We start from the raw sequence: 26,565 nt of genomic DNA on the forward strand, positions 1-26,565 counted from the left end.
TGCCTCGCATCTAATATCATATGTGCTTTCTTATCAGGGGCAAGCTACTTATGACTCTAACTCCTTTAAACGCCATCTCCCCTATAGACGGCCGCTACCTCAACAAAACCCGGGCTTTGAGTCCCTATTTTAGCGAGTTTGCCTTAATCTATTATCGATTAATGGTTGAAATTCGCTGGTTTGAATCTTTAGCAGCCAATGACTCGATTCCTGAAGTACCCAGGTTGCATCCAGAAACTAAGGATTACCTCAATCAAATCATTGCTAATTTTGATGAAGCCGAAGCACAAAAAGTCAAAGACTTTGAACGTCAAACAAACCATGATGTGAAGGCTGTTGAATATTACCTCAAAGAGAAATTCCTGAGTAATGAGCATTTGAAAAACGTAACGGCGTTTATCCATTTTGCCAGCACCTCCGAAGACATCAACAACTTGGCTTATGCCTTAATGGTAAAACAGGCAATCGCGCAAGTGATCCAACCTACCCTGGCAGAAATAATGGGGGGCATTACGTTACTGGGCAAACAACATGGCGACATTCCCATGTTGGCAAGAACACATGGCCAACCCGCAACACCAACAACAATGGGTAAAGAGTTAGTGAATTTTGTAGCTCGTCTGAAAAGACCACAGCAACAATTAGCTGAAGTGTTAATCCCTGCAAAATTCAATGGTGCGGTGGGTAACTATAATGCACATATCGTTGCCTATCCAGAAGTAGATTGGCGCAAACATTGCTCTAATTTTGTGACCTCATTAGGCCTATCTTTCAATGCCTATACCACCCAGATTGAACCCCATGATGGTTTAGCTGAGGTATCACAAATTATGGTGCGCATTAATAACATCCTCTTAGATTACACCCAAGACATATGGAGTTATATTTCCCTGGGGTACTTTAAACAAAAAACTGTAGCTGAAGAAGTTGGCTCGTCAACCATGCCTCATAAGGTGAATCCAATTGACTTTGAAAATGCTGAAGGAAACTTAGGTTTGGGGAATGCGTTATTCATGCACTTTGCGAACAAGCTAACCCAATCCAGATTACAGCGTGATTTGTCGGACTCTACTGTTCTACGTAATATTGGTACGGCATTTTCTTACAGTTTAATTGCCTACCTTTCGGTCGTTAAAGGTAACGATAAGCTACAAATTAATAAACGCGCACTGCAGGATGACTTAAAAACAAACTGGGAAGTCTTGGCAGAAGCGATTCAAACCATGATGCGCCGCTATAATGTTCCAGATGCCTACGAGCAATTAAAAGCATTAACTCGCGGCCAGGGAATTGATGGAGACAGTTTGCAGCAATTTATTCAAACCTTATCAATACCCGAAACAGCTAAAGAGCAACTGGCGAAGCTAACACCTGAAAATTATACTGGTTTGGCAGCACAACTTGTTAAGGCCTTTTCATGACAGGAACTTTATCGCAACAAGGGCAAACGTTTGAATTCGATGTTCTTGTTATCGGTACAGGATTAGCGGGGTTACAATACTGCCTGCAATTACTCAGCATGCAACCACGTGTAAAGATTGCGCTGATTAGTAAAGCAGAAGCAACAGAATGTAACAGCCGCTATGCGCAGGGAGGAATTGCCGCAGCTTTTTCAGCAGAAGACTCGTTAGAGTCTCATGTTGAGGATACCTTAATGGCTGGTGATGGTTTATGTTACCCACCAGCAGTAGAGTTTATTATTCGCCAGGGACCGGAAACAATTAAACAATTGAATCAATACTCTGTGCATTTTAAAAAAGATGCGAATGGCGAGTTTAACCTTGCTCAAGAAGGCGGACATTCTCATCGACGTATATTCAATTGCGGTGATCAAACGGGTTTATCAATTACCCAAACGATGAATCAATTAACACGTCAACATGAACAAATTCACTTCTTTGAGTATCATGTCGCAGTAAACCTAATTACTCAGTATCATCCGCACCGGACGGATACTCAGGGTGAAGTGCTTGGCGCGTACATTTTAGATTGTAACAATAATCTTATTCATACCTTTTTAGCTAATAGCGTCATCTTAGCTACTGGTGGTGCGGGTAAAACCTATCGATACACAACGAACCCCATGGTCGCAACCGGTGATGGTGTGGCCATGGCATATCGCGCCGGAGCTCGGGTTGGGAATATGGAGTTTTATCAATTCCACCCTACCCTTTTACACCACCACTCATTGAATAACTTTTTGATTTCTGAAGCGGTGCGTGGCGAAGGAGCTATTCTTAAAAATGCTGAAACTGGTGCGCGCTTTATGCAAGACTATGCACCACAGCAAATGGAGCTAGCTACTCGTGATGTAGTAGCTCGGGCTATTTTTAGTGAAATTGAACGCAGCCAAAGCGGTTATGTTTATTTGGATATTACTCATCAACCGAAAAGTTTCCTGGAAAAACGTTTTCCCCAGATTTATACCACACTAAAGTCTATTGGCATTGATATGAGTCAGGACATGATCCCCGTGGTACCTGCAGCACATTATCAATGTGGTGGTGTACTTACAGATATTGATGGACGAACTGATTTAAAACGATTATATGCTATTGGTGAAGTAGCCTTTACCGGCTTGCATGGAGCCAATCGCTTAGCAAGTAATTCCTTATTAGAAGCCTTGGTTATGGGCTCTAATGCTGCCCGGTGCACACTAAAAGATATTTCCTCTCCATGGAAATATACTGCCCACATCCCAAATTGGAGCTCGCCTGGTGAAGTTAATACCCGACGCGCGAGTCAAATCAACGCTCAATGGCGCGGTTTACGTGGCGAAATGACCTCCTATGCTGGCATAGTACGTACTGAAGCAGGGCTGCAAGATGTACTACAATTAATAAAGGATCGTAAGAAAGTAATCGAAGAATATTACTGGAAGCATTGCATTACCCGAGATTTTATTGAACTAAGAAATATTATTCTCAATGCCGAATTAATTGTTCGCGCAGCCTTATCCCGCCGAGAGTCACGTGGCGGCCATTACCGAGAAGATTATCCAGATAAAAAAACTCAGGCACAAGAAAGCATTGCTAAAATGGGATTGATGGATATTGCGGAATAATAGAAAGAATCGATAGAGGCAAAATAAAGATGTTTAAGAATTCAACTGTTTATACTCCTGAAACCACCTTAATGCGTATCAGCAATGACATGAGTATTTGCCAAAGTGATTACCCTATAGATTGGTACCAGGAAGAATTTATTCCCTATGCTGAAGAATATCAGGCACTTCCTGACCGTAAACTAACCACGGTACTGGAGTGGATGACTCCCTACATGAAAAAAGCCCAAGATCATTTTGGTGATAAATTGCTATTACTCGCGCACTATTACATGGGTGGTGATATTGTTCGCTTAGTAGAACAATTTGGCGGAGTTATCGGCGATTCGTATCAACTCGCCTTAATGGCTGCCGAACGCCCAGAAAAATCGGTGATCATTGAATCAGCCGTACACTTCATGGCGGAATCAATCAGTATTCTCGCCAACAACCACCAACAGGTTTATATTACCAATCCAAAATCAGGCTGCACCATGGAAATGCTCGCCAAAGATTTTATGGTTGAACCCGCATTTCTTGATTTAAATGAACGCTATGGTGCAGAAAATATTTTGCCTGTTTGCTACATGAATACGTCCGGACGTGTTAAAGCAATGACCGGGGCTCAAGGTGGGGCAGTATGTACTAGCTCCAACGTGAAAAAAATATTCCAATGGGCACAAAAGCAAAATAAGAAAATACTCTTTATTCCCGATCAGCACATGGGTGAAAACGTTGCCTATTGGCTTGGTATCAAAAACCTAGCCTACTGGCCTGGTGGCACGGCAGGAGCACAGTATTCATTGGCCGCGCAAGACAATAAAACCTTAAAGCAATTTGATGATTCAGAATTAATTCTGTTTGCTAGCCAATGTGCTGTACATACTCACTACCAACCAGAAATGTGTGAGTATTGGCACAGCAAATCCTACACCACCATTGTACATCCCGAGTGCCGCAACTCCGTAATTCGCGTAGCCCAACACTCAGGTTCCACTGCATTTATTTGGGACTATGTAGTAAATGATCGTGCCAACACCAAACGCTATGCTATTGGTACTGAAAACCACATGGTGGAAAATCTAAAACAACATTGTAAAGGCTTGGGGATTGAAGTGGTCAATTTAGCCGAAGCACCAAAAGCCGATGATGAAAAAGGAATTGGTTGCGGCTGTGCGACCATGTCCCGCAATGACCCACCGCATTTAGTTGCCTTAGTCGATTTGCTAAGACAAGGAAAAACTATGTCGTACAATGAGGTAAACGCAGGAGATGTAGTAAATGAATTTACTGGCACCCGTAACCGCCTGCCCCTAAATGATCAACAATGGGTTATCGATAATGCAAAAAAATCATTACAAATGATGATCGACATTACCGAAGATAGAATCTAATCCATTACCCTACCCGTATTACGACTTTGTCTAATACGGGCTACCCCCATATTAAAATATCGACTCCGCCTTTTCTTGAGAATAGTTTACAGCTTTCGCTGTATCTAAAAAATGTCTACGTTGTATCGTATGCCAATGCTCCACATCACCAGTATAGGTTTGCTCCATATGTGGTAAGGATAAAGGATTAATTTATACCTTACATCGGATAATTATAAATATATACCCTAGAAGGGATAAAATTAAGCTTTATCATAATACGGTTTAAGAAAAATCCGGTTGCAAACAACCAGGCTACTATGCGTCATTACATACACGAGTACCTAAGGTGTTGGTACCTCTCCTCTTTTATATTACAATCTGTACCATAAATTACTGAATAAATTATTTTTTTAACTATGTCTAACTTTTTTATCTATTATGGGGTCAATACGAACAACCAGCTGCTTATCAGTTGCTATCATGACAATTTTGCAGCACGGGTTGCCTTTAAAATATTGACGAAAAAACAAAACATTTCTGAAACCAAGAAAATAGGCAATTTGCCTACCAATGAAAATGAAATTAAAGACACCATACTCAATGAATTAACCATGATCCAAAGCAGCATTGTCGCTCTTTACCCCCAGATCACAGAAGTTCATTACAGCGGTGATGTCAACCTAGGATTTGGAGGGCAAAAACACTATCCAGCATTTCTTATGGATGGCAGTTTACAAAAATTATTTAAAGGCCATCCGAATTTTGCTAAAGTGCCACTCAGTGTATGTCTTGAATCCTATAATGATGATATTGCCCACAGAGCGGCAAAAATTCACAGTACGCACTATGCCAAAACTCATAACGAAACCTATGCAGATTGCATAGTAATCATTAAAAGTAAACTCAGCAACCAACCACTTTATAATTCATCAAATGGCTGGTTATCTACACAACCATCCCCTCCCACATCTCCTAAAGTCCGCAAAAATCTGGAAACACTCACTTCAGTTACCCATTTGCTGCGGCAAAGATCTCCCTATTCTCCTACCATGAATCGGCATGCTTTTTATCCACATAAAAAAATAGACGAGGTAGAAGAAAATAATGAAGTAATTCGAGCCTATTCGCCAGGACAAACCCGTAAATAGCATCGTCCTGCTGCAACGTGCCCCAAGCAATTAAGTATTTTTTCACATAAGGAAAGGTCTGGTTGGGGAGTGTGGCCATAAGGGTAATAGGCGTTTACTGCATATCTAACCCAATTGGTAATTAAACAGTCATTACACTTCAAAATGAAACAGGCCACAGCAAATCTTGGTGTATGTTTTGGAGGAGAAAAGCGGCAACAGCTTGATGTGTCTCTTCTCGCCAACTGACAATTGGCTCAATTATGCTGTTTGCCAATTTCCCTTCCTGTTGCAAAAACTGGAAGGTATCAACAAAAGCCAAAGCAGCTCGATCGTTTACCTGCACACTAATTTCCACTAAATTTTTTCCATGCACCTTTAGTGCCTCTGCAGCAGCGATCGCAAAGGAACTCTTAAAATTAACCTCATCCATAGATGCCTTAATAAATAAAGAGCGAACTCCCTCTCCTTCTGGCGCATCAAGCCGTTTAATAAAACGAGTAACTAACTCTTGAGATTTCAAGCTTGTATTCGCAGACCCTAAAGTCAATTGCAATGCATGTAAACACTTTTCCCTGGCAACCTCCAAGACCTCCGCAATCGCCTTATCCGTCAATTGAGAGCGAAGCATTTTACTATCAAGGAGATTAACCTTCAGGGTACTATCAACAGGCCGCAGCATATCTTCCAGCATCAACCAATCAAACCTTTTATACTTATCCAACTGTAAAAAATGCTGTAACTCTGTTTCAACTCGTTGTTTTTCAATAAGCTGCGCATTCTGTTGTTCCGCGATATATTCATTTTGCAGTTGTTGCGCGACCAGTAAATGCTCTGGATAATCCAAATAAAGTCCCAAACCATTGGTAATTACTAATTTATTTGAGTAGCCATAGGCAAAATTAGTTTGCGCACTAAAATAGGGATGGTCTGAATTAAGTAAATGAGGCAAGGTGCGATTAAATCCATAAACACCATCAGCCTCTGTCACAACCGCTAATTGCGATAGGTTATGCGGATAAAGTGCTTTAATTTGTTGAAAAATACGGGGTTGGATCACCTGATCATTAATAGAAACTGAAAAAGCTTTAATGAACACAGTTTGAAATTGAATGTTTTGTGCTAACAACCATTGATAAGCATTAGATTCGTGGCCCAGCTGATGTTGCACATAATAGATCGTTTTGAGCATTCCCTCACAAAGTCCGACAATTTTATAAACGCCATCATCCAGTTTGCAAATTTGCAACAATTCCATACCACACAAGGTTCTTAGACGAACTAATAATAAAGCCCCTATCCTGTTTTGAAAGCGATCAGAATTAAAAGATACATCTAGGCGATTAAAGGTTTGTAATATATCGGTATAATCATAGCCATATCCCCAAAAGCCCATTCCTTGGGACAAGTTGGGGATTTTTTCTAACTGCGATAAGTCGGTGAAATTTTGTTCTTCATTTGCAGAAAATAAAGGGTGTTCATCAATTAAAATAAATTCATTAACTTTGGGAAAAAGTAATATTGGATGTACTACATCTGAACCGGAACAAGGATATAAAAGCGGCCCCAGAGCATCAATCTCTGCTGTAGTTAAAAATTGCTCCATCCCTGAATTGGCAAGTTGTTCATCTTTGCCTGCGGCTAACTGATTAGTGCGTTGAATCAATAAACGCGTTTCATCAGGGGTAGACAGCATAAACAAAACTCCCAAATAGCCTTTTAGAACTTTTTATAGTCGCTCTAAAAAAATTTTAGTTGGGACCATTATATGAGAAATATGATCAAAAATAAACCTAATTGCTTATTTTAATGTATGCCTTTAAAACTCCGCAATATAAAAATGACATTCATCAACGCCTTGCGTACAGACATATCCACCTAAAGTTCTAATCCAACTATAATCCCCCCAAGCGGGAATCTTGGTAAGCGCCTGCAACCAAATTGAATAGTCACCAAGAGAGTTTCTATAGGTACAAACGACACCTTGACCATACTGAGCCACTAAAATATTCGCCCGCACAAAACGAGTCCCCTCTTCTCCTTGGGGTGGATGCTGCGAATAAGGATTAACAACCCAAGGAGCGGGCGGCTCTCCCCACTGCAACGAACTTGTTTCCGGATCAGGGCAAGTCATCGCGCCCCCAATAGAGCTCCACAGAATAAGTGCTAGCCCCGCAACTAAATAATTGCTTTTCATCCTATGCCTTAATTTATCTAATATTTTTTAGAATTATATACTAAAACCCATTGTGAGAATCTATTTCTTTGTTATAATGACCGCCACAGTGCCTGGGTGGCGGAATTGGTAGACGCGCCGGATTCAAAATCCGGTGGTGGTGACACCGTGTGGGTTCGAGTCCCACCCTAGGTACCATATCTTGTTTTTCATATTTTTTATTTCCTCGTAATTTTTTTCAAAATAAGTTCGATTTATCTCTTATACTTTCTAGCCCCCATTAATTTCAATGCAAAGAAGAATTAGAATTAAGTGCTAATGCAGGGCTTTACAGCCCAGCCTACATATGCCTATGATGAATAAAAAAATAATAACAAAAAAGAAGGAGCTTTTGGTGAAACATTTATTAAAATCAATTTTTTTAGCTTGTGGCGTTATCTATTCTCTTAATGGTTTTGCAAATGCTGAGGTGGAGATACCACTTCTTGGGAAGACTATGACCCAAGCGAAACAGCAAGATATGTCACCTAAACAAGCATTGCTTCGTTTAAAAGAAGGTAATCAACGTTTCTTAAATAATAAGCTTGTTGCCAGAGACTATTTAAAACAAGCATATCAATCCTCTTATGGTCAATATCCTTTTGCTGTGGTGTTAAATTGCATGGATTCACGTAGTGTTCCAGAGTTTCTTTTTGATCAAGGTTTGGCAGATTTATTTACCTTGCGTGTAGCAGGAAATATAGTCAATGACGATATTTTAGGGAGTATGGAGTTTGCAACTAAAGCTGCGGGCGCACGTCTAATTGTCGTATTGGCTCATACGTCTTGTGGTGCAGTTGCTGGTGCATGTAATGGAGTAAAACTGGGACATTTAACTGATGTTCTAGACAAAATTCAACCAGCAGTTCAAATGAGTATGAAAGCCGAGGACAGCAAGAATTGTTCGGATTATAAATTAGTTGATGCGATTGCAAAAACGAATGCATTAAATATGGTAAAAGAGATCCAAGAACGAAGCCCTATTCTCAAGGCCTTAGTGGAAAATAACAAAGTAGGAATTGTCGCGGGGATGCATGATATTAAAACAGGCCAAGTAACCTTCTTTGAAGAAGGACGTTCTGTTCCGAAATCTTAATTACTACCTCACAGATGATACATCAATCACCAATCCTACGTACCGCGCTTTTTGCGCGGTATTCAGAACAATGCAAAACACAATGATATTTGAATGTAACAAACAATACCCCAGTTATTGATCATATTGGGTTATTTTTTTCAAAAAAAAACTTTAAAATCCCCTAAAAATACCTTACAACGATGTAGCGATGTGCAAATGATAAGCTCCCACCTTTGAATATTTCAGCTCTAGAACAGAGAGTTTAATGAGAACTCTCGATGCCGTGGACAAGCCGCGGCAAATCGAGGTTTTTATGGAGATGAGAGAATTATTTAGGGCAGCACTGTATTAAAACTAGCGCTTTTTAAATTGAAAGCATTGGATATTTTACTCATCAAAAAACGTAACTTGGCCTGAAGCAATATCATATAGACCACCGACGATTTTAATTCTTTTTTTGCTGATTAACTCTCGAAGGATACTGCTTTTCTCCAAGATCATTTTTATACTGTTATCTACATTAATTTTAGTCACTTTCGTAACGTATGCGGAATTAGCGCCACATCGATTTTCTTTAAATGAAGTTTCTTGCTCGATTGCGGGAGTAATTTTATCTAGGAGCTGTGTTAAATATCCTAATTGAGCCTCATCACAAGCCCCTTTTATTGCACCACAATTGGTATGGCCGAGTACCACAATTAATTTAGATCCAGCAATTTTGCATGCAAACTCCAGGCTTCCAATAATATCGTCATTCACAATATTGCCTGCAATGCGAATACTAAAAATATCACCAAGACCTTGGTCAAAGATGAATTCGGCAGGTGTTCGGGAATCAATACAGCTTAAAATTGAGGCAAAAGGAAATTGCTCTTCAGCGGTTTCATTGACTTGCTGTAGAAGATTGCGATTATATCGCAAATTACTCATAAACCGCTCATTTCCCTTTTTAAGTAAATCAATAGCTTGGTCTGGAGTTATTTTACTCAGATCTTCTTTGCTAATTGTTTTCATAAAAACACTCCATGTTCGTTATTAATTTCCTCAATGCACTGTGCAGAAGCTACAAATACCATTAAGGGCTAAGTAAATCCCAACAAAAAACAATGCGCCTAAAATAACGACACATAACCAAAGTCTAATATAAAAACCCCAGAACTCAAGAGTAGGAATACACGTTTCAACTTTAGATCAGCAAACTTATAACAAATGAGTGCTTAAATTAGACATACCTCGGTTATGTGATAGTATTTAATTTATGGGCTTTATAACCAACCGCTCACAATAAAATGGAGTTAGTCTCAAAAGGATTTCAGAGATGAAAAAAGTTTTTCTTATCGCATTGATTTCATGGTTTATTTTTCCTGCATGGGCTGCAAGTCCTGATATTGTTACCTTTGGGGTTTATCCTGTTAGCATATATGATGTTGACCCAGCAAATGGCACATTCAGCATTAGTTATTATGCCTGGTGGCGAACTACAGATAAAAATTATAATCCGACCAAAAGTATTGAAATTGTAAATGCTCGTGATTACACCTATAAAGCGGGAGCAACAGGTAAAGTAGGTAATGAGTATTACAAGTCCGTGCATTACTATGCCAAAATGCACCAACCGTGGGAGAGTAAATATTTTCCGTTTGGCCGACAATTTTTAACAATCAAAATGGAAGATTTTTCAGATATTAATAAGGTTGTTTCTGAGCCTGATGCCAAAGAATCCAAGCTCCATTCAGAATTTACTATGCCAGGCTGGAATATCATCGGCATGACGCTCACAAAATCCATTAATCATTACGCAACCAACTTCGGTAATGATTCTATTGATAGCAGTTCCTATGCCAGGCTTAGCTTTATTATTGAAGTGAAGCGTAATGGATGGAAACTGTATATAAGTTATTTTATTGGTTTCTTTATGGCCGGAATTTTAGCGCATTTGCTATATATGATGAGCTCATTACCCTTTGCCGCTCGTGCAACCGTATTCATAGGCTCAGTTGTTGCCTTTATCGGAAATAAATACATAATTGACCCAAGATTACCACCAAGTACCAGTTACGGTCTTGCAGATGCTATCCAAATGATAACGTTTTTGGTAATTATCATTTCTATTCTTGCTTCTATTGGTCTCGAACTTAAATATCAGGATGAAAAAAAACGAGCCTCCGTTTCTTTAACAATCGGAGTTATTAGTCTAACAATTTATGTACTGTACATTATTATTTATACTTGGATAGCAGTGGCATCATAAGACGCTATCAAATTTCGTCATTGCAACATACCAAGCCATGACGAAATGGTTTATGGAGTCAAATATAAAACAAGGAAAGACGCACAATTAGCTCTATTCGATTACATTGAAGTGTTTTACATCAACGCATCCATTCAACTTTAGGATTTCAGACACCTAATGACTTTGGATTAGTTGTATAATGTTGGTGTACGGTTTTTCGGAGAAGGATCACTTGTTCTATTGGATGGTAAAGGGATATATAGACGAAAACTATCCTCACTTGCAAATTAATTGATAAAAGAAAATAATATGCGTCTAACAATGTTTCAAAGTGTCGATTATTATGAAATTAACGAGGATTACAACACTCTTAGTGCACGTGGCTATTTTAACTTTATTGATCAGTAAAGCCGCCATTTCTGGAGATGTTCATGTTGTTGGCGCTATGAGTCATTCAATACAAACAACTACAAATTCCTCGTTAAACTACAGTAAACCTAATAAACCAAAAGTCATTCAATTACTTAAAATCGAGCTCTCCGATGAAGCTAAAAAACTACTGGAGAAGCGTGTTAAAGAAATCACCACAGATCATCCCCAGTCCCTACATTCGTTGCTCGACGCAGAAACTCCGACGGTGGTGCAATTAGCCATGAATAATGTTCCTGTTCTGGACCAAGGCACACATGGAACATGCATCACCTTTGCCATGACAGGAGCACTTGATGCAGTAATTGGCCGCGGAGATTACATTAGCCAACTATGTCTTTTACAACTAGGCAATTACCTGGAACAACATGGATGGTTTGTATGGAGTGGTTGGAATGGCAATTTTCCTATTGACGTAATAAAGCAGATTGAACAATACGGAATTGTTAATAAAGAGAACCAAAAAAAGCACGGCTGCGGTGGTCTGACTGAATACCCTACTTATTCGGATGAAACACCTGAGTCTTTTATAGAGCCTCAGCAATACGGCACCATGAATGAGTTAATCTTCGGTAAACTCGTGAATTGGTCTAATATCTATTGGAGGCTCAGCTCAACCTGGACTTTAAATGAAGTAAAAGAAGCACTTCGCGCAGGAGACAGATCCGTTTTTTCAGTCATGCTGCCATGCCTTGACCTTGGTACTGTAGGTGCTGTTGGAAATTATAAAACAAAAAATGATACGTGGTTACTCACATCAGACATCTTACGCGGCGTATCAAATATACAAGCCTCTCATGGACTAATTATTACCGGTTATGATGACAATGCAGTTGCAATTGATAATTACGGTAAGAAACACACAGGGTTGTTAACATTACGTAACTCGTGGGGAAGCGGTTATGGCGATAATGGTGAGTTTTATATGTCTTACGATTATTTTAAATTACTGACCTATGATGTAAGACGTTTTTCGCCAAATTGAGGGTATGGCGTAATCGGAGCAATCTAACTTTCTTGAAAAAATGGAAGAATTCGCCGCGTTCATGGATCACCGGATTTCGCTATACACCGCATCCAGGCTACATTAGAAACCATGGGTGTAGCGAATTCATTAAATCAAGCCAGACTCGCTTTACTACTTGTGCTTGCTAAAGAGTTGATAAACTCATGGTGGTATTTTGAGTGCAAATCAGTAATGTCTGAATCTTTTAATTCTGTTTTTTTCATCTCTTCAGCGTACCATTCGCTGATATCTTGTTTTAGTTTTTTGCAAAATTCTGTTAATAGCGCTTTTTTATGCTCATTATTGTTATTTTCTGCAGGAAAAAAACGAGGATCGGTAATTGAGGTGACCAACTTAGACTCAGGAGCATTGCCATGCAATAAATCATTAAGTCCTGAAAAAAAGAGTTTTATGTTTTCATGGGATGGATATAATATTTCTCCTATATAATTAGTATATGTTTTATTGTATTCCAGAGTCACTTTCAATTGGAAAAAAAATGCTTTAATTGAAGCAGCTCCCCCTTCATGAGACCGATTCACTAGATTTATTAATCGAGTAAAAATAAAATCTTTTGATGTTTCATATAAACCTAACTGTGTATCAGTAAACATAGTGCTCCTTAAATTACTAAAATATCATTACAAATGAGCTTTAATACGCTCTTCATCACTATCATCGGGATCCGAATCATTTTTTTGAGCCTGAAGTTGCGTTTTCATTTTAGAAAAATTTTCCGCTTTCGCGCTCGATACTGCGACAGGATCAACAACGATAGGCTTACCAGCCAATTCATCACGTAACATAACGTCTTCTTCAAGTTGTTTTTTTCCAGACATTTCACCTTGCATTCGTCCTAAAGCAGCCGTGTCACATTTCATATTGGCTTTCTGGATGTCTAGATTAATTGCTTGTATTTGCTGGTAAATTGCAGGAAATTCACGAGCCATTATCTCTTTAGCTTTCGAACTCTCGCAATTATTCAATAGCATGGCAAATGCTTGGGGTATCATATTGATGCCTAATGTGGCGTCGGAGGCCTCTGCAGGTGACATACCCTCTTTAGTTAATTTGTTTATTTTCGCTTCGAGTTTATCAAGATGGATAAAAATACCTTCACAGGTATTCACCGCTACCTTGTCTTTCCCACTTTTTCCAGAGCATGCATTAAGTATCTCTTTTACCACATCTCTTATATGTCCCACTTGTAACTTAGGATCTTGGGGATCATCAAGTTTCACTTTAATTTCATTTCCATGATGTTTAATCCGAGCTGCGCAGTAATCTAAGTATTGCTTTTGGAATGTTTTATCAAAATCTGCTTTAAATTTTTGCTCTATGATTTTTACTGGTGTTCCTTGAAAACTTTCCTTAAAACCTTGCGCAAGCACTTGGTCTTTTACCCAGTCCTTAAACTTAGCATTAAATTCTTCTTGGATTGCCTTCCCTTCTTCCGCAGTTAGCGTTTTAAAAGATTTTCCCTGTGCTTTAAGTTCGTATTCTTTAGTTCGTGTAAAGCTCTCTAAATATTTCTCCTCAAACGCTCGTTCTAATCGCAAACCACCCGCAGTTATAGTCTCTTGAACTTTGTTATCGAGCGCAGCATCGAACTCTTTTTTATGTACTGCGGCAACCTCCGCTTGAAGTTTTTTTCCATAATTTGCGCTATAACTTGGCCAGTGTTCTTTCACATAAGTATCATAATAACCATTTTTTCCTTTTCTATAATCAGACTCCGTTTGCTGCTTCACTGCCGCATACTGATCTCTTAATGGGGAGCGTACGACTTCACTTTGTGCATAATTCAGTGCATTCAATACATGGTCCATTTTCTCCAACAAATATTGCTTTTTTGCCGGATCTTTGGTGGTCTTATTTAAAATTTGCATCGATTCTTTTATGGCTTTAACCTTTTGCTCAATAATTTCTTGTGGATTCTCTACCCCCGAAGTTTTGAGCGCATCATGCAAATTTAATAAATCCTGAATGTTCGTTTTAATGCTATTTACATGCTCATTATATATAGCTATGTTTTTAGTGTGTGCTATCCCAAACCGTTTTTTACGACCAATTTCAAAGGCTTGACCAATTGATTCCGATAGCTTATTTAAAGCATCCTTATCACCATTTCTTAGTAATTCAGGAACTATCATTGGCTTAGGCATAATGAACCTCTAATAAAACAATATCCCATTAAGGAGTGGAATGTATTACCGTCTAAGAATGATTATAGTTCACAATAAGTACATTTTTTAACCAGCAAAAAAGCATTCTCCATGACGACTAATTGTTTTATATGAAATTATCTTTGGCTTTCTGCAGCAATTCTTGAAAACGTTGCAAATGCTTCTCCGTTGTCGCATCAGTATGCAAAACAAATTTTGAGATAGTTAAAGCAAAAATTAATCGACGCATGTCCCAGAGCGCATCTTGAAATTCATCTATTTGCTTTTTGGTACGTGTACTAAGTTTTTTCTCTAGCAATAAATTTTCAGAACTTATCGCAATCGGGGAGCAATTTTTAATTACATCAGCCCGTAGTTTTTCAACAAAAATAAAGGTATTTATCTCTTCTGGTTTTGTATTAATAACCTCCTGTATGCTGTCTCTAAAAAAATTGTAAACCAGTCGTTGATGAAATAAATAAAGCTTTTGCGAATAATGGTAGCCTTGAAATAAAAAATAATCGCCGACCAAGATAATTGCAATGCCAATTAAGGTGCAAATCGCGCGGTTAACTACCATATCAAAGGGGCCTTCTGGCGAACTACTCTCCGACGTTTGAGCTAATAATAAAAAAATCATGATCGTCGTAAACAACACACTAATATCGTAACGCCGCGGATTTAAAGTGGAAATCGATAAGCCAATAAGGGCCAGAATAAACACTACGGAAATAAATCGGTAATTTAACTGCATTAAATAGATTAACGGCAGTAAAATGGCGAGTGCAATAAAGGTTCCACCAATACGATGTACGGCTCGTCTCGCAATTAACCCAGGTTCAATCCCTGCACTCACGACTAAAACTGTGAGCAAAACCCAAAATTTATGTGGAACAGTTGAAAATAAATAAATGAACATGGCAATCATGAACATGCCCGCTAAATGAGTAAAACGAGCATAATCAAGTCGTCTTCTCATTTGTGCTGTAGATAACATAATTTATCCCAGTGAATAAAAACTTGTTTTAAACAACGGCAAATATAATGTTGTAACTGTGTTTCTGCCACAGTAGTCATTCGTGGCAAGCCGCAAGGAGCATAGGTATCCATATTCAACCGAAGCAATTCAAAATTTGCCTGAATATCATGCCAAAATGCCACATTCTTGTCCTCATAATACAAATTATCCAAACAATGTTGAATATTACGCAAATTAACCGCAATACGATAAGCCTGCCTTCGGTATTTGATCGGGATTAACTTGCGGTAATTTCGGGCCATACCTAAGTGCTGTATCTCTTGTGCCGAACTTTTCTTTTCCTTTCTGATGGCGTAATCAATCCCCTCTTGCAAACAATGAATAAACTTTTGCACTGCCTTATTCCAAATCCACAAATAATCAGTTGGATAAATTTTAAGACAAATAAAGGCTGTAAGCATCGCCAATAAGGTTGAAGAAACAAAGGTATAAGCGACTTGAATACTCCCTAACGGCTGGGTACTCAAAACCACTGTCCCATTAACCAAGAGCAGCATGGTCAAATTCTTCAGTGCATAAAAATACTTGAGTATTGCATAGTAGGTAAGAGCCAATACCAATACAGAGAAAAAGAAAAAAGTCCCTTTAAAGGGATAAACCAGATAAAAAGACACACTAATTAATATGAGTGCGATGGTGATAAAAACTAATAAGCGGTCTTTTTCAGGATAAGAATCCAATACTGGAGCTTCATAAAAAGCAATCACCAAAAAAGGAATGATGTAACTTTGAAAATTAGATGGCTGAAATATCCAATAAACATAAGTCGCTACTGTAGCAAGAAAAAGCGCTTTAGGGAGAATGACCCTTTGTGCACCATAAGGATCATACTCCTCAAGCCATTGTTTAAACCCTGATGTAAACATAAGCGCTGCTGCCAAGACGAAGTGGATATTTTGGATCAGGATCGGTGATACGAATAATCACTGGTAAACGCTGAGGCAGTAAAATCCATTGGTTTTCATTAGTAACATTTTGCAATTGAGTTCGTACATCAACTAACTGACGATTAGCAGACCAATAATCTGATTCAATGATCCCATGAAACACTTTTCGTCCTAAATACATTCTGGGAAACACCACTACCTTAGAACCTTTACGTACAGAACCTAAATCCGTTTCATTAAAGTTTGCTTGAATATAAATATTCTCAGTATCAACTAAAGAAAATAAAGGTTGATTGATGTTTACTGGGGTACCTACCGTAAAAAATAAATTTTGTACCACGCCATTACCTTGAGCATACACATCGGTCAAGTGCAGGTTTACTTTTGCATTTCGTAAGCGAGCACTAATGGATTGTATTTCACTTTCTTGGCCTTGAATTTGATACTTATCAATGTCTAGTTGCTTTAATGACGCTTCCCAGCGGTTTTTAGCAGCCATGGTTTCTTGTTCAGAGTTTTGTAGTGTAATTAAGGAAACCGAGCGTAAGCGATAGCCTTTTCGGTATTTTTCATCATCTTGTTTCAGTTTAATGTAGTTTCGCTCTTCATTGCGACTAAGTCTTAGATCACGTTCATAGGTGGCTTTGAAGGCTGACAATTTGGCCTCGCCACTTGCTAAATCTGCAATAAATTGGTCATGTGCATAAGCATAAGGTCTTTTAAATACGGTGAAAAGCTTTTGGCCTTTTTGAACTACATCACCATTTTGCACATAAAGCCCTGTGATATAACCACTGGTGAGGGCTGCGACTGGGCGCACGTTATTCATCACAAAGGCATTATCAGTAAAGGGAAATAAAAACGAAAACAGGTAAACAAATGTGGTAAAAATGCCAATAAAAATAATAGTATTTGGCAAAGTAACCCAGCGCTTCGCCCGCGTAAGGCGTTGTTTAAATTGGCTACTAAGCTTGGTAAAATTAATCATATCCCTCTCAAATAATTTACTTTCTTTTTAACTTTTTTCACTTCCACTGGAGTCTGCTGCCTGCAAACTTAAGGAATTCGCTGCGCTCATGCCTCCCGGTTGCAAGCAATCAGGCTACACTATTTTTACTTTTCTGCACTTGGAGTTATCGCATAGCCTCCAGCTAAATCCTGATATAAAACCACCAATGACATAGCTAACTCTAACTTCGCCTGATTTGTTCTAAGTGCCAGATTATCTAAATAAATTTTGCTTTGTAATAACTCTTTATACGAAATTAACCCTGTTCTTAACAAGCCCTGTTGTAATTTATATTTGTGTAGGTATTCTCTTTCTGCGAGCATGTACGCATTAAATTGCTCATTCATGCGTTTATTTGCTGAGTAATCGGTATCTACCTCGCGTAGAATTCGTTTGGCTGTTTTATAAAGCTCGGCTAATTTAGCCTGCTGGGCCCCCTTGCTCCTGGCTACTTTTCCTAAAGAGCTTGGCATTAAATCCCAATCAGCGTAAGCATCAGTCACGTTGGCCGATACGCCTCCTGGCAGATGTATTCTTCCCACCAAGTCATCCAGTTGTAATGCAGGAAAGAAATCGCTCCAGGCAACCCACTCACTAGCGCGTGCTCCCTTTAAGGCATAGATGGCCATATGCATATCCGGACGATTGTTAAGTACCGTAGCTGGAAGGCTACCAGGTTTAACGTGGGAAAAATCCAATTTGGCAAAATTGTTTTTATTTTTTATTCGCCCTGGATTTTCATTAATTAAAAAACGCAATGCATTTTCACTATACACCATGTTATGTAAGGCAGGCTCAATTTGAGCGGCAATTAAACGCTCATCAGATTGCAATTGTGCTAATGCTATATCATTGTCTAAACCAATTTTAATGTCATGTTCACTTAACGTAATTAACGTTTTAAGATCTTTATTTAACTGGTGTAAGAGTCTGATTTGTTCTTGTTGGGACATGAGCGTAAAATAGGCAGACGCTATTTGTCCGATAACTGCCAAGCGAGCGCCCTCAACTGCCGCACGATGAAATTCTACGTTATAGCGTGCCTCTTTTCCCTGCGTATACAGCTTCATCATGTTTAAAACATAGTATGGCCAAATACCATAAAAGCCACCAGGAACCCCCAGCGCAGGATTTGTTGAATATCCTGCTAATAATTGAATTGTGGGAATCCAGCTCAGTTTGACTTGCAGTAACTCTCCACGCGCTTGCTGCAAATTCCCTAAAGCAATGTGGATGTCCATGTTGTAACGCAAACCAGACTCAATCAAATGATTCAATTCCTCGTCATGAAATTGTTGCCACCATGCCAGACAAGGTAAGTTATCTAATGGTTTATAAGCTTTTGTACTGGAGGGAAATTGCGTTGGTGCAACGACTTGCTGCTTTACTCCCTTACCACAGCCCCATAATCCTATTAGTATGGAGATTAAGAATAATGTTTTTTTTATCATTAATTAAGTTGTTGATGTTTATTAAAAATAACGGCGCATTCATCATTGTAAGTTTAGTTCTAGAGAGTGTCTAGGGCTTTCTTGTACACTCATATTTAGACTCAATCCAATACTAGCCATGCATTAAAAATGGACGGAAATTTTTCATCACCTATACTGTAGTTAAATAATAACATTTTCATCTTAGGATCTAAAATGGACCATTCATGGAAAGAACAGTTAAATCAGCAACTAGAAAAACATATTGGCGCCCAAAAATTCGTTAAAGCCCTATCGATGAGTTATTGTGAACAACACACAGTTGAAGAGGCTTCAAGCGACCTGTTCCTGCTTGATCAGTTATCTGTTCAACGTTCAACGATTATTAATTTCTATGAATCGACTCTTTCTGAATATCCCTTGCATGTGAAAATTTATCGCTTTGGTAGTCCTATTCCATTATCAGATATCCTGCCGATGCTAGAAAACATGGGGTTGCGTACCTATACTGAACGCCCTTATAAGATTGTTCTTAATGAACAACAATATTGGATTAGTGACTTTAATGTTACCTCAACCCACAGTAGTGCCTTGGCTATTGAGCAACTGCAAGAAATTTTTAGTGATGCCTTACTGCAAATTACCAGTGGGGCTTGTGAAGATGACGGCTTTAATAAATTAGTCTTGGGTGCAGGATTGTCTTGGCGTGAACTGAACATCATTCGTGCTTACGCCAAATACATGCATCAAGTTGGATTTCGCTTCAGTCAGCAATATCTTGAAAAGATTATTGATACGCATGCCTCAATTGCCAAAATGCTCATTCAACTATTTTCCTTGAAATTTAGTCCGGAGCAAAATGCCTCAACTAAAAAGGCCATGGAACAGTTAGAACATGAAATTCAAAACAGGATCGATGAAATTAGTAGCTTAGATGAAGATTATATTATTCGTTATTTCTGGTCTTTAATTAAAGCCACTCTACGCACCAATTATTTCCAAACGGGCAATGGACACTTAAGAGAATATTTATCCTTTAAATTGGATTCAGCCAAAATTCCTGACTTACCACCTGGTCAGCCCATGTATGAAATTTATGTGTATTCCCCTCGTTTTGAAGGTATACATTTACGTAGCGCCAAAGTATCGCGTGGGGGAATCCGTTGGTCAGAGCGTCCTGAAGATTTTCGCACAGAAGTTCTGGGTCTGATGAAAGCACAGAAAGTAAAAAACTCAGTAATCGTGCCTTCTGGAGCTAAAGGTGGTTTTATTTTAAAACGATTAGACAGCATTTCTGACCGCGAACAAATCAAACAGGAAGTGGTTACTTGTTATAAATTATTTATCAATGGACTTCTTGATCTAACCGATAATCTTATTGAAGATAAAGTTGTCTCACCTGCTAATACCGTTTGTTATGACGAGGCAGATCCTTATTTGGTAGTAGCCGCTGATAAGGGAACCGCGACCTTTTCCGACATTGCTAATAGCATTTCTAAAGAATTTAATTTCTGGTTGGGGGATGCTTTCGCCTCAGGCGGTTCTGCAGGTTATGATCATAAGAAAATGGGGATTACCGCTCGTGGAGCCTGGGAATCAATTAAACGACATTTTCGTGAATTGGATATTAACTTCGCAGAGCAAGAATTCACTGTAGTTGGTGTTGGCGATATGAGTGGTGACGTATTTGGTAATGGACTTACTTATTCCAGAAACTCTCGTCTCCTGGCAGCCTTTGATCATCGTCATATATTCCTTGATCCAAATCCCGATGCACATAAATCATTTGATGAACGAGTACGACTCTTCAATCTACCAACCTCTTCCTGGGAAGATTATAACAAAGAACTCATATCCACCGGCGGCGGTGTGTACCGACGTAGTCTCAAATCGATTCCGCTTTCACCAGAAATAAAACAGGCTCTTGATATCAGCCAAAACTCATTACCACCGAATGAACTGATTAAAGCCATCTTAAGAGCTCCCGTTGATTTATTATTCAATGGAGGTATTGGCACTTATGTTAAAGCAGCTACTGAATCTAATTTGGATGTTGGCGATAAAACCAATGAATTTTGCCGTATTAATGGCAGTGAATTGCGTTGTAAAGTCGTAGGCGAAGGAGGAAATCTTGGATTTACCCAACTGGGTCGCGTGGAGTATGCGCTAAATGGCGGTCATATAAATACAGACTCGATTGATAATTCAGCTGGTGTAAACTGTTCCGACCATGAAGTGAATATAAAAATCTTGCTAAATAAGGAAATGAACCAAGGACATCTTACTGAAGAAAAACGCAATCAAGAACTCGCGCAAATGACGGAAGAAGTTGCCCAATTGGTACTGGAAGATAATTATAATCAAGCCCTGGTTCTCGGCTTTTCTGCCGCAAATACCGTTTTATATAGCGGTCTATACCAATCCTATATTAAGGAACTAGAAAAATTAGTAAATCTGGATAGAACAGTTGAGTTTCTCCCTGATGATAAAAAACTCTTAGAGCGCAAAGCATCAGGCCAAGGACTAACTCGTCCAGAGCTGTCGATTCTTATGGCTTATACCAAAATATACATCACCGGTGAATTATTAAAATCAGATTTACCCGAGGATCCTTATTTTCTCGCTACTATGGAAACAGGCTTTCCATCACTGCTCACTAAGCTTTATGCGAAACAGATGGAAAAACATCGCTTAAGACGTGAAATTATTGCTACTCAATTAAGCAATCAAATTGTAAATACCGTTGGAATTACATTTATGTTTCGCTTGCAAAGAGAAACCGGTATGTCAATCGCGAATATTGCTCGTGCCTACACTTTAGCAGCCCAAGCTTATGGTCTGGAAGAATTGCATGAGCTAATTGATTCGTTGAACTATAAGGTATCCGTACAAACTCAGTATGAATTGCTGCATCATGTACGCCAACTCATGAATTTATCATCCCGTTGGTTCTTGCATCATGGACGGCTGCATGGTGATCTGGCGGGTAATATTGAGCACTATAAGCAATCGATTAGTAAACTTGAACTAATGATCCCCTCGTTAATGGCAGGAATTACTAAAGATTATTTAGATAAACTGGTTGCTCAATTTGTCGGCATTGGTATTGCAGAAGAAACTGCGAAGAAAATTGCTGCCACACGAGCAATGTATACCGCATTAAACGTAGTCGAAGTAGCCACCCAAAATAATTTTGATTTAGGACGCACTGCGGAAGTGTATTTTACCGTAGGTAGTAAATTTAATTTAGTTTGGTTCCGTGATCAGATTGCAACCGATTCTCGTGAGGGACATTGGAATAGTCTAGCGCGTGTTTCCTTACGCGAAGATTTGGACAACTTGCAGCGTCGTATTACCATTGCCGTTTTAAAAGAAGAGCAACCGAAACTAGACGCTGATGAATTAATTGATTTCTGGTTGTCTGGCCATGCCTTTATACAAAATCGCTGGGAGCAATTATTAGAAATGCTATTCAGTAGTCAAGAAGTTGACTATACTCAATTTTTTATCGCCTTACGCGAGCTATCCACCCTAATTAGCAGGGAGTCTTAGTGACTGTAGATAAGAATGAGGGAACTGAATTTACTCAGGAAGTTATTCGGCTTATCAAAGCGATTCCCGAGGGAAAAATTGCCACGTATGGATTAATTGCCGCCCATGCCGGAAATCCTCGTTCAGCACGTCAGGTGGGTTGGCTTTTGCATTCAAGTACGCAAAAACACCAACTCCCCTGGCATCGTGTCATCAAATCAAGTGGGCACCTCGCATTTCCGCAGCATAGCGGAGCCTATGAGTATCAAAAAGGATTGCTTGAGATGGAGGGTATTGTGATGTTGGGGGGGCGTGTGGATTTAAAGCAGTATCTTTGGTCTTAATCTGCTTGATAGAGAAAATACATCGCCCCTTCCCTCCTCAGTTACAACCCAGCCGGCTCAATTAAAGCAATAGGCTCAAAACAAGTCTCCTCGCTTATTTGTACATCCTTCTCTGAATCTACGTTAAAAAATAGTACCCTATTATGATAGCGTTTTACCGTAGAGCGATGGGCAATACTGATAATGGTTATATTGGGTAGGTTTTTCTTAAGGCAACGATAGGCCATCGCTTCCGCCTTTTCATCTAAAGACGCAGTTGCCTCATCCAAGAATACCCAGTCTGGTTTCCTTAGTAGAACACGAGCTAATGCAATTCGCTGCTTTTGCCCCAAAGAAAGGGGTGAGTTAAGCTGTATACGTTCATCGAGTCGTTCAGCAGGATGCTCCATTTCCACTATCTTTAATACCGACATGAGTTCCGCATCAGAGTACATACACTCTGCTTGAGGATAGGCAAGTATATTTCTTAACGTATCATCAGGAATAGTTGGTGTTTGTGGTAAAAAATAAATTGCATCAAAGCTATTAGGAATAATAATCTCTCCCTCACCTGATAACCAAGTTCCTCCTATTGCTTTGTACAGAGTACTTTTCCCCACCCCTGATCGCGCTTGCAGCATGGTATCAATGCCTGCAGAAAATTTTAAATTAAGCCCTTTTATAATTACTTGGCCATCATTCGGCGATGTAAGTTTTACATCGTTAATTTCCAGCTCATTACTGGCTTTGATGATACGCATAATCCCTTTTGTAGAATTATTTTCATCAAAGACCTGCTGTAATTCAGTAATTCGGCTAAGACTGGTTTGAAATCGATTTATCTTTTCGAATGAATTGATAAACCAGTTTAACGAACGGGTAACCATAGAAAAATAATAGCCTATAGAAAAAAATGCATCCAAAGTAATGACATCATTATAATAAAGAGGGGCAGCAGCAAAGAAAGGGACCAGAGCCTGCACCGTATTAATAAACATATTAAACGTATTGATCCTATTTTGAATTGATAATCGCTGTATGGATTTAGCATAAAACTCATCTATATTCTTTTTTAGATGTGCTTTAAAGTATTCACCACCACCTTCCAATGCTATTTCTTCGGAAAAAATGGTCAGCTGTTGTAAATTGGCCCTAAAATTAGAACGGCATTTTGTTTCTTCTAAGGTAGCAGTCTGTAACGAGCTGCTTACAAAATAACCGATTACTGAAGAACAAATCCCTGTGAGTAAAGCTACCCAGATAAAAAAACCTGGAATAACTATATTAAGCCCCAAAATACTGAAAGAAATAGGACCTCCAGCTATCGCTAATAGTGTAGTGAACATGATGAAATTAGACAGGTTCTCAATTAAACCTACCGATAAATCCAGCGTAGCTTGCACAACATTCTCAGCATCCTCTTGAATACGTTGCTCTGGGTTATCCAATTTCTCTCTATAACTTCTAAAAATTTTCAGATGATGTATGTTGTATTGCTCGGTCAATCTGCTGGTTAGCCAGGAACCCCATTCTTTGAATAGTTTGTTTTTAAGAGCGCTTGACGAATAGCTACTACAACACATAAGGCTCGCGATTAACAAGGTTCTGAGTGCACTGGTAAATAACAGAGCCGTATCTTTGGCAATAAATGCAGTGTATACAGAGGGAAAACACCACCATCCTAATGCCAATCCAAGGCCAGTTAGAGTCAAAACGCTTAAGACCAATCCCGCAAATAGTATGCGTGCGTTCCATTTAGTCTCTGGATCAAAGAAAAATTGCAACAAAAATTGCATAGAGTGTTTCAGAGCAGGTGGTACGGTGGAAGTTGTGTTTTTCATTTGATTCAACCTGTTCAAAATAATTATGATCCACGGGTGCTTTTTATCCTAAACGTCCCAATTTCTTATCTTAAAATCCATAAAAGCGAAAAAATAATAAATAAAATTAAAATAAAAATCAATAAAATTAAACTAAACATTAATTAAATTGATTAATATCTCTGATTTTGCTAATATAAAAATAAAATTAAATGGAGATGCCATGGGTAAAATTATTTCTCATTGTCCTTCTTGTGAGAGTAATCAGGTTGAAGTGGTAAAGATGGCTTGTTCTTCTTGTAGGATGACTTTTGAAGGCAGTTTTTCTATCCCTAAATTATTGCAATTACCGGAAGCTGATTTGCAATTTATTTTGGATTTCGTATTAAGTTCCGGCAGTTTAAAAGAAATGGCGAAGCTACAATCAGTTTCTTACCCAACGTTAAGAAACAGATTAAACAATTTAATTGACTCGATACACGCGCTAGAAAATGCACGACAAACCTCCAAAGAAGATATTTTGCAGCAACTGGAAGCAGGAAAAATTACCGCCAAAGAAGCAACGCTGCTGTTAATTAACGTATAAGGTAGATTATGAATAAAGAAGAGTTGAAACTATTAGCTATGTTTAAAGAGAATAAAATATCCTCCTCTGAATATCAAATGTTACTCACAGCGTTAAATAAACAAAGTTTTTGCACACAAATTGAGAATTCTTGGTTTATAAATCCTTTTCAAAAGATAGCGGGATTTAAGGCTTTATTATTAGGGCTTGTAGTTTTAGTGATTATGTCATTAGTAGGCACCTATGCAGGTGTCTATTTTGATGGAATTTTAGGCTATATGATGCCTTATGATTTAAAAGCGATGAAGCCTAATTTTCTTTTACTGGTTTATCAGAATATTGTCGCTTGGTTAGTTCTGTCACTTGTTTTTCTTAGTATGGCAATACTTTTAAAACAAAAGAGAATTCGAGTTATTGATTTTTTTGGAACGGTATTACTCGCTCGTGTTCCAATTTTAATTTCGTTACTTTTTAATTTATTTCTAAAATATTACAATCCAGATTTATTTAAAGCAGATGACTTGTCCAAAGGCATAGAGCTTCATTTAACTTTGGCTAATACCTTTAGTTGGCTAGTATTCATGGGCACACTTGCCTGGGTATTGATGACTTATCTGTTTGCGTTTAAAGAATCATCCGGCACAGAGGGGAAAAAACTATGGATTGGCTATATTACATCCATCGTTTTAGGCAATATTTTAGCGCTGATACTAACAAGATGGTTTTTGTTTGTATGACTTCAAGAACTTCATTAAGGTGACACTACTCATGAATTCCCACAGCTTGGCTGTGGGAATTCAAAAATATTATTTTTTAAAATTACTTAAAACAGATTCAGCATCCATTCCTCCAGCAACATTACTACGATAGAGTTTAATCTTCATAAATGTTGTTGGAATTTCTACCGTTACCCATTCCCCACCCGAAATAGTTGTCGTACTTCTTGTGGTTGAATTATGGCGGCGGTGATGGTGGTGATCGGAAGTTGAATCCGTTGTAGTGGTTTCCGTAATTGGTGTTTGATAGGTTCGTTTATTTACTGTTGACGCTGAATCAACAATCTTAAAATATCGATAGCCGTTCATCTTAGTTACTTCAGCAGAACGTCTTAAGGCATATTGATAAGCCTGATCGCGGCTTGTGTATTCATTCCCTAAAAACTTTACCGTATAAGTATCATCACTTAAGCGGAAATCCTCAAACCCTCCCGATAGTGACATTGGATGATAACCTGTAGCACAACTAACAAGTAGTAATAAAACAGGGATAATAGCGATAAATTTTTTCAT

Annotated in this window: 23 protein-coding genes and 1 tRNA gene; 13 read left to right on the top strand and 11 right to left on the bottom strand. The window is 38.7% G+C overall.

What is annotated here, in order from left to right; translation table 11 throughout:
• Nucleotides 1–50: 50 nt before the first annotated feature.
• The 4 genes from purB to J2N86_RS11210 all read left to right on the top strand — a co-directional run bounded on the left by purB (nucleotide 51) and on the right by J2N86_RS11210 (nucleotide 5,567).
• The gene (gene purB / locus J2N86_RS11195) at nucleotides 51–1,421 is read left to right on the top strand and encodes an adenylosuccinate lyase (RefSeq protein WP_252579551.1); all 1,371 of its coding nucleotides are present in this window, start codon (nucleotides 51–53) and stop codon (nucleotides 1,419–1,421) included.
• The gene (gene nadB, locus J2N86_RS11200) at nucleotides 1,418–3,064 is read left to right on the top strand and encodes an L-aspartate oxidase (RefSeq protein ID WP_252579552.1); all 1,647 of its coding nucleotides are present in this window, start codon (nucleotides 1,418–1,420) and stop codon (nucleotides 3,062–3,064) included. The genes purB and nadB overlap by 4 nt, the downstream gene beginning before the upstream one ends.
• Nucleotides 3,065–3,093: 29 nt before the next feature.
• A complete protein-coding gene (gene nadA, locus J2N86_RS11205; protein ID WP_252579553.1) occupies nucleotides 3,094–4,437 on the top strand; it encodes a quinolinate synthase NadA in 1,344 nt (447 codons plus the stop codon).
• Between the two features lie 398 nt (nucleotides 4,438–4,835).
• Nucleotides 4,836–5,567, top strand: a complete 732-nt coding sequence (locus J2N86_RS11210) for a hypothetical protein (RefSeq protein WP_252579554.1) — start codon at nucleotides 4,836–4,838, stop codon at nucleotides 5,565–5,567.
• A 139-nt stretch (nucleotides 5,568–5,706) separates the two neighbouring features.
• Here the strand turns inward: J2N86_RS11210 and J2N86_RS11215 are convergent, their stop codons facing one another.
• Nucleotides 5,707–7,242, bottom strand: coding sequence for a hypothetical protein (locus J2N86_RS11215; protein WP_252579555.1), 1,536 nt, complete (start codon nucleotides 7,240–7,242; stop codon nucleotides 5,707–5,709).
• A 123-nt stretch (nucleotides 7,243–7,365) separates the two neighbouring features.
• A complete protein-coding gene (locus J2N86_RS11220; RefSeq protein ID WP_252579556.1) occupies nucleotides 7,366–7,743 on the bottom strand; it encodes a DUF3757 domain-containing protein in 378 nt (125 codons plus the stop codon).
• Nucleotides 7,744–7,833: 90 nt separating this feature from the next.
• Here J2N86_RS11220 and J2N86_RS11225 point away from each other — a divergent pair.
• Nucleotides 7,834–7,920, top strand: a tRNA-Leu gene (locus J2N86_RS11225).
• A 193-nt stretch (nucleotides 7,921–8,113) separates the two neighbouring features.
• Nucleotides 8,114–8,857 (top strand): carbonic anhydrase family protein, encoded by a 744-nt coding sequence (locus tag J2N86_RS11230; protein ID WP_252579557.1) that lies wholly within the window; start codon nucleotides 8,114–8,116, stop codon nucleotides 8,855–8,857.
• A gap of 369 nt (nucleotides 8,858–9,226) precedes the next feature.
• Here J2N86_RS11230 and J2N86_RS11235 read toward each other — a convergent pair whose 3' ends face one another.
• Nucleotides 9,227–9,853, bottom strand: a complete 627-nt coding sequence (locus J2N86_RS11235; protein ID WP_252579558.1) for a carbonic anhydrase family protein — start codon at nucleotides 9,851–9,853, stop codon at nucleotides 9,227–9,229.
• A 304-nt stretch (nucleotides 9,854–10,157) separates the two neighbouring features.
• Between J2N86_RS11235 and J2N86_RS11240 the strand changes: the two genes are divergently transcribed.
• From J2N86_RS11240 to J2N86_RS11245, 3 genes are all read left to right on the top strand, one after another.
• Nucleotides 10,158–11,090, top strand: a complete 933-nt coding sequence (locus J2N86_RS11240; protein WP_252579559.1) for a ligand-gated ion channel — start codon at nucleotides 10,158–10,160, stop codon at nucleotides 11,088–11,090.
• A 45-nt stretch (nucleotides 11,091–11,135) separates the two neighbouring features.
• Nucleotides 11,136–11,234: an IS3 family transposase gene (locus tag J2N86_RS16235; protein WP_407658956.1), complete on the top strand. Its 99-nt coding sequence runs from the start codon at nucleotides 11,136–11,138 to the stop codon at nucleotides 11,232–11,234.
• A gap of 181 nt (nucleotides 11,235–11,415) precedes the next feature.
• Nucleotides 11,416–12,486 (top strand): C1 family peptidase, encoded by a 1,071-nt coding sequence (locus tag J2N86_RS11245; protein WP_252579560.1) that lies wholly within the window; start codon nucleotides 11,416–11,418, stop codon nucleotides 12,484–12,486.
• A gap of 134 nt (nucleotides 12,487–12,620) precedes the next feature.
• On the opposite strand, the gene J2N86_RS11250 is transcribed toward J2N86_RS11245, so the two are convergent.
• The 6 genes from J2N86_RS11250 to J2N86_RS11275 form a co-directional block, all read right to left on the bottom strand.
• The gene (locus J2N86_RS11250) at nucleotides 12,621–13,121 is read right to left on the bottom strand and encodes a hypothetical protein (protein ID WP_252579561.1); all 501 of its coding nucleotides are present in this window, start codon (nucleotides 13,119–13,121) and stop codon (nucleotides 12,621–12,623) included.
• A gap of 27 nt (nucleotides 13,122–13,148) precedes the next feature.
• A complete protein-coding gene (locus J2N86_RS11255; protein WP_252579562.1) occupies nucleotides 13,149–14,672 on the bottom strand; it encodes a hypothetical protein in 1,524 nt (507 codons plus the stop codon).
• Between the two features lie 127 nt (nucleotides 14,673–14,799).
• Entirely contained in the window at nucleotides 14,800–15,669 is an 870-nt protein-coding gene (locus J2N86_RS11260) for an FUSC family protein (protein ID WP_252579563.1), read from the bottom strand.
• Nucleotides 15,648–16,577, bottom strand: a complete 930-nt coding sequence (locus tag J2N86_RS11265; RefSeq protein WP_252579564.1) for a hypothetical protein — start codon at nucleotides 16,575–16,577, stop codon at nucleotides 15,648–15,650. The genes J2N86_RS11260 and J2N86_RS11265 overlap by 22 nt, the downstream gene beginning before the upstream one ends.
• Entirely contained in the window at nucleotides 16,558–17,586 is a 1,029-nt protein-coding gene (locus J2N86_RS11270; protein WP_252579565.1) for an HlyD family secretion protein, read from the bottom strand. The genes J2N86_RS11265 and J2N86_RS11270 overlap by 20 nt, the downstream gene beginning before the upstream one ends.
• A gap of 125 nt (nucleotides 17,587–17,711) precedes the next feature.
• Nucleotides 17,712–19,058 carry a TolC family protein gene (locus tag J2N86_RS11275; protein WP_252579566.1) on the bottom strand — a complete coding sequence of 449 codons (1,347 nt, stop codon included), beginning with the start codon at nucleotides 19,056–19,058 and terminating at the stop codon, nucleotides 17,712–17,714.
• A 195-nt stretch (nucleotides 19,059–19,253) separates the two neighbouring features.
• Here J2N86_RS11275 and J2N86_RS11280 point away from each other — a divergent pair, with 195 nt between their 5' ends.
• Together J2N86_RS11280 and J2N86_RS11285 are read left to right on the top strand one after the other, a co-directional pair.
• Nucleotides 19,254–22,589, top strand: coding sequence for an NAD-glutamate dehydrogenase (locus J2N86_RS11280; RefSeq protein ID WP_252579567.1), 3,336 nt, complete (start codon nucleotides 19,254–19,256; stop codon nucleotides 22,587–22,589).
• A complete protein-coding gene (locus J2N86_RS11285) occupies nucleotides 22,589–22,912 on the top strand; it encodes an MGMT family protein (protein ID WP_252579568.1) in 324 nt (107 codons plus the stop codon). The genes J2N86_RS11280 and J2N86_RS11285 overlap by 1 nt, the downstream gene beginning before the upstream one ends.
• Nucleotides 22,913–22,953: 41 nt before the next feature.
• Here the strand turns inward: J2N86_RS11285 and J2N86_RS11290 are convergent, their stop codons facing one another.
• The gene (locus J2N86_RS11290; RefSeq protein WP_252579569.1) at nucleotides 22,954–24,732 is read right to left on the bottom strand and encodes an ABC transporter ATP-binding protein/permease; all 1,779 of its coding nucleotides are present in this window, start codon (nucleotides 24,730–24,732) and stop codon (nucleotides 22,954–22,956) included.
• Between the two features lie 202 nt (nucleotides 24,733–24,934).
• On the opposite strand from J2N86_RS11290, the gene J2N86_RS11295 reads away from it, so the two are divergent.
• Both J2N86_RS11295 and J2N86_RS11300 read left to right on the top strand, forming a co-directional pair.
• A complete protein-coding gene (locus tag J2N86_RS11295; protein ID WP_252579570.1) occupies nucleotides 24,935–25,297 on the top strand; it encodes a DUF2089 domain-containing protein in 363 nt (120 codons plus the stop codon).
• A gap of 8 nt (nucleotides 25,298–25,305) precedes the next feature.
• Nucleotides 25,306–26,013: a hypothetical protein gene (locus J2N86_RS11300; protein ID WP_252579571.1), complete on the top strand. Its 708-nt coding sequence runs from the start codon at nucleotides 25,306–25,308 to the stop codon at nucleotides 26,011–26,013.
• Nucleotides 26,014–26,082: 69 nt separating this feature from the next.
• Here the strand turns inward: J2N86_RS11300 and J2N86_RS11305 are convergent, their stop codons facing one another.
• On the bottom strand, nucleotides 26,083–26,565 hold the full coding sequence (locus J2N86_RS11305) for a CC0125/CC1285 family lipoprotein (protein ID WP_252579572.1): 483 nt from the start codon (nucleotides 26,563–26,565) through the stop codon (nucleotides 26,083–26,085).

The sequence above is a fragment of the Legionella lytica genome (assembly GCF_023921225.1).
Lineage (GTDB): Bacteria > Pseudomonadota > Gammaproteobacteria > Legionellales > Legionellaceae > Legionella > Legionella lytica.